This is a genomic window from Microbacterium sp., assembly GCF_044340635.1.
In the GTDB taxonomy this organism is placed as follows: Bacteria; Actinomycetota; Actinomycetes; order Actinomycetales; family Microbacteriaceae; genus Microbacterium.
Genome location: NZ_JBIITF010000033.1, coordinates 1 through 4,784 on the forward strand (window position 1 = coordinate 1; position 4,784 = coordinate 4,784).

3 protein-coding genes and 1 pseudogene are annotated in these 4,784 nt (G+C 66.0%); 2 read left to right on the forward strand and 2 right to left on the reverse strand.

The annotated features are described in order from the left end of the window. Together ACIQ0W_RS15860 and lnt are read left to right on the forward strand one after the other, a co-directional pair. A pseudogene (locus tag ACIQ0W_RS15860) lies at positions 1–267 on the forward strand (hypothetical protein); the annotation flags it as partial. Continuing rightward, complete coding sequence (gene lnt / locus ACIQ0W_RS15865) at positions 264–1,865, forward strand: apolipoprotein N-acyltransferase (RefSeq protein ID WP_396643610.1); 1,602 nt, start codon at positions 264–266, stop codon at positions 1,863–1,865. The pseudogene ACIQ0W_RS15860 and the gene lnt, both read left to right, overlap by 4 nt. Before the next feature lie 644 nt (positions 1,866–2,509). Here lnt and ACIQ0W_RS15870 read toward each other — a convergent pair. Together ACIQ0W_RS15870 and ACIQ0W_RS15875 are read right to left on the reverse strand one after the other, a co-directional pair. Then, positions 2,510–2,854, reverse strand: a complete 345-nt coding sequence (locus ACIQ0W_RS15870; protein WP_396643611.1) for a metal-sensitive transcriptional regulator — start codon at positions 2,852–2,854, stop codon at positions 2,510–2,512. Between the two features lie 25 nt (positions 2,855–2,879). Then, on the reverse strand, positions 2,880–4,781 hold the full coding sequence (locus ACIQ0W_RS15875) for a heavy metal translocating P-type ATPase (RefSeq protein ID WP_396643612.1): 1,902 nt from the start codon (positions 4,779–4,781) through the stop codon (positions 2,880–2,882). Between the last annotated feature and the right edge of the window lie 3 nt (positions 4,782–4,784).

The following is a 4,784-nucleotide window of genomic DNA, read 5'->3' on the forward strand; positions in this document are numbered from 1 at the left end:
ACCGAGCTCGAAATCTGGGGCGTCAAGATAAACGTGCTCACAGCGCTCGTCGTCGCGATTGCCGGCGTGGTTCTCGTCGTTGTCCAAGCGGCCCGGCACCCGGAGCCCGAACTAAGCGTTTACCGACAGGGCCGCTCCCCGAAAACCGCTTCAAGCGACCAGGAGAGTGGCCGCACTCTCGGGAGTGAGAGGCAATCCCACCGCTCAACCTTCGTAGCGTCCGACTCCGACCCCCGCGTGGCGGGCGATAACCCCCCGGGACCGTGACCATCCCGGTCCCGCTCGACGCGGTTCGCCCCCGCCACACGAAGTCGGCGCGGCGACGGGCGCCCCGATATGCCTTCCTGCGGACTCTGGCTCTTGGCGCACTGGGGGGTTCTCTCACGACGCTCGCGTTTCCGCCAGTCGGGTCTTGGCCCTTCGCGCTCGTGGGCGTCGCGCTGCAGGTCTGCGTTCTGACGGCACCACGGATGACCCATGCGCTGGCGGGAGCTGCGGCGGGAGCGACATGTTTCTGGGGTATTCACATTGTCTGGTTGACGACCTATCTAGGTCCCGCACCCTGGGCAGCACTCGTCGCGTTGCAGGTACTCATGTCGGTGGGCGCCGCCGCAATCATGATCGCCGGCTGGCGGACGATTGAGGAGTGGATTCCGGGAGACTTCACCCGGATGGTGGTGGTTCCCGTGCTGGTGGGAGCGGCGTGGGTAGGACGCGATTTCGTTGCTGGGAACTGGCCGTATGGTGGCTTCGCGTGGGGTCGACTCGCCTACAGCCAGGTCGACGGCCCATTGCGCGACCTACTGCCGTGGGTCGGGGTAGCCGGAACTACTTTCGCTGTCGTCGTGATGAGCACGATGCTCGTGCAGGTCGCACGCTCGCGCAGACTGGGGCACGCATCCGCTCCACTCGTTCTTCTGGCCGCTCTCGTGGCCGTGCCCACTTTTTCCTACAACGAAACAGGAACTATGCGAGTTGGTGCGGCGCAGGGCAACTCGGACGCCGGCATCTTCAACGCCAGCGCGCCGGGGAGAATTTTCGGCGATCATGTGCGTGCAACGCAATCGCTCTATGGCGAAGATCTCGATCTTCTGGTGTGGCCTGAGAATTCTGTTGATGTTGACGTCGCGCGAATCGCCGAAGTTCAAGCCTCGCTCGACGGGATCTCCGATCGGGTGAGCGCGCCTATCCTTTTCGGCACGCTCACGGTCGACGACGGTCAGGTCTTCAACAGCGCACTCGTCTGGCGCGCGGGCGTGGGAGTAGTCGAACAATATGACAAGAGGTACCCGGTCCCTTTCGCCGAATTCCTTCCAGACCGTGCACTTTGGTCAAGCCTCCTGCCGTTCGTTCCGTCACTGATTCCTGTCGATATGACCCCGGGCACGACAGGCGCCACCGTCCAGGTCGACGGCGTCCCGATCGGTGTGGCACTCTGCTTCGACATCGTCTCCGACCGGCTCGCTCGGGAAATCATCGCGGCGGGAGCCGAGATTCTGATCGTCCCGTCCAATAATGCTGACTTCGGTGATTCAGCTCAGGGTGAGCAGCAGCTCTCCATCGCGCGCGCCCGCGCCATGGAGACAGCTCGATCCGTGGTCAACGCGTCCACTGTGGGATCATCCGCGATCATCGCGCCCGACGGTGCAGAGATCGCCACGATAGCGCCATTCACAAGTTCTGCCATGGTCGCCGAGGCGCCGCTATCCGACTCGGTCACCCCAGCGATGGCCGTAGCACCATGGCTCGACCAGATCGGTGTGGGCGCCCTCGTTGTCCTACTCGCGGCGGGTGCGGCGCCTCGACTCTCGTCGAAGTCATCCCGCCGCAGCACCGATCGCGCTTGGGGAATTTGTGATGCGTGACTCGCCACCACGAGGGGTGCGGCGATTGAACGTGAAGCACGTACCCAATGGCGAGGTCCGTACCGGCACAGGCGCTCGCGCTCGCCTAAACGTGGGCCCTGCAATGAACCGTCGGCGACGCGCCCCGACCTGGTCTCACTCACTGTCCGTGTCGGCACATTGACTGCCGAAGTGCAGCACTTGTCGCCGCAGCACGTTGGTGCTGCACAAACCCATACAAGCAAGGAGAGTATATGGACACGCCGCGTAGAGAGCCCGCCCCTGAAGAACTCCAGAAGCGGTACCGCCGCCGCCGGATATATCTCCGCACTGGCCAAGTGATCATGATCGGTGGAGCAGCAGTTGGCATCATTCACTGGCTTGCGCATTTGGAAGCTTTCGGGCCGGCTCAGCCGGAAGGTTGGGTCGACCTCGTCGCAGGCTATCCTGCTGCCGCGCTACTGGTGATCGTCGGGGCAGTGGTGGCCAGCCGCAAACCGTCCTGATGCCTCGCGCGCCAGGTCATTCTCCTTGCGCGTGAAGGGTGCGTCTCGCGCTTGCGCCGCGCCTGCCGCGCGACAAACGGGCGGCGGTAAGCAGGGATCGGGAAATGTCGGTGCGCGGCGTATGAGGCCGGCCGCCGCGCTGCCTTCTTTTGGTGGGAATTAGGACCGCACGAGTCGCGCGATGGCGTCGGTGGCTTCCTTGATCTTGATGTCCGCCTCGTCGCCTCCCGCCCGCGCGGCGTCGACGACGCAGTGTTTGAGGTGCTCATCGAGCAGCCCTACGGCAACGACCTGCAGCGCGCTGGTGAGCGCGCTGATCTGCGTCAGGATGTCAATGCAATACTTCTCGTCTTCGACCATCTTGTGCACGCCGCGCGCCTGCCCCTCGATGCGCTTCAGCCGGTTGAGGAACTTGGATTTGTCGGTGATGTAGCCGTGTCCGGCGGACCCGGACCCGGATCCGGATTCCGACTCGTGGATGAGCTCGTCAACGGTGGATGACATGGCGGGACCTCCTGGCGGTTCAGGGCTAGCGATTTAGGACGGAGCGGACGGATGACTCGGGCTGCAGATCGAGGCGTCGGAGCAGCTGGGCGTTGAGTGCGACGACGATCGTCGACAGTGACATCAGGATCGCACCAATCGACATCGGCAGCACGAATCCGATCGGCGCGAGCACGCCGGCGGCTAGCGGGACCGAGATCAAGTTGTAACCGGCGGCCCACCACAGGTTCTGCTGCATCTTGCGGTAGCTCGCCCGCGAAAGCTCGATGACTGACACTACCGAGCGGGGGTCGGAGCTGGCGAGGATGACTCCGGCGGAGGCGATCGCGACGTCGGTGCCGGCGCCGATTGCGATGCCGACGTCGGCCTGCGCGAGGGCGGGGGCATCGTTTACGCCATCGCCCACCATCGCGACCTTGCGTCCGCCGTGTTGTAGTTCGGCGACCTTCGCGGACTTGTCTTCGGGGCGGACGCCCGCGAAGTACCGGTCGATGCCGAGTTCGCCCGCGACTGTGCGCGCGACGGCATCTGCGTCGCCGGTGATCATGACGACTTCGACCCCGAGGGCGTGCAGCGCGTCGACGGCTTCGCGCGATTCGGGCCGGATCTCGTCCGCGAGCCGTAGCCCGCCGATGACCGCGCCGTTCTGCATGACGTGCAGGATGATCGCGCCCTCATCTCGCCACGCGTCGGCGGCGGGGATCTCGGATGCTGCGGCCTCGGCGAGCAGTGCCGGCCCGCCGACTCGGATCTCGGTGCCCTCGACCATCGCCGTGACGCCGACGGCGGGGGAGGAGCGAAAGCCGGATGCGCGCGGCACGTCCAGGCCCTGATCGTGTGCGGCGCGCACGATTGCCTTGGCCAGCGGATGCTCGCTGTCGGCTTCGGCCGCGGCGGCGAAGCGCAGCACGGTGTCGGGGTCGACATCCCCCACCGTCTGCACGTCGGTGACGGTCGGCTCACCCTTCGTGAGCGTGCCGGTCTTGTCGAAGAGCACGGCATCGATCGTGCGCATGCTCTCGAGCGCCAGGCGGTCCTTGACGAGCACGCCCCCGCGCGCGGCGCGCTCGGTCGCAATCGACACCACGAGGGGGATCGCGAGCCCGAGCGCATGCGGGCACGCGATCACCAGCACCGTGATGGTGCGCACGACGGCGGCGTCCGGATTGCCGAGGATGCTCCAGACGAGCGCGGTGATCACGGCGGACGCGAGTGCAAACCAGAACAGCCACGCTGCGGCGCGGTCGGCGAGACGTTGCGCCCGCGACGACGAGGCCTGCGCCTCCGTGACGAGCCGCTGGATGCCGGCGAGGGTGGTGTCGTCACCCGTCGCGGTGATCCGCACGCGCAGTCCTGAATCGGTGGCGACGGTGCCCGCGACTACCGGGTCGCCCACACCGCGCGACACGGTGCGGGATTCACCCGTGACCATGGACTCGTCCATGTCGGCGCTGCCATCGACGATGCGCCCATCGGCGGGAACACTGCCCCCGGGGCGGACGATCACGACGTCGTCGACCCGGAGGTCGGAGGGGGAGACAGTGACCACGTCGTCGCCTTCGACCCGTTCGGTCTCGTCGGGCAAGAGCGCGGCGAGCGAGTCGAGGGCCGAGGTGGTCTGTGCGAGCGTGCGCATTTCGATCCAGTGCCCGAGCAGCATGATCACGATCAGCAGCGCCAGCTCCCACCAGAACTCGAGCTCGTGATCCAACAGCCCGAGGCTCGCGCCCCAGGAGGCGAGGAACGCGACGGTGATGGCGAGGGCGATCAGCAGCATCATGCCGGGGGTGCGGGCACGCAATTCGGCGACCGCACCGGTGAGGAACGGGCGTCCGCCCCACACATACATGACGGTACCTAGCGCGGGGGCGATGAATGCGGCGCCCGGGAAGTCGGGCAGCTGGTATCCGACGAGCATGGCAAACATGCT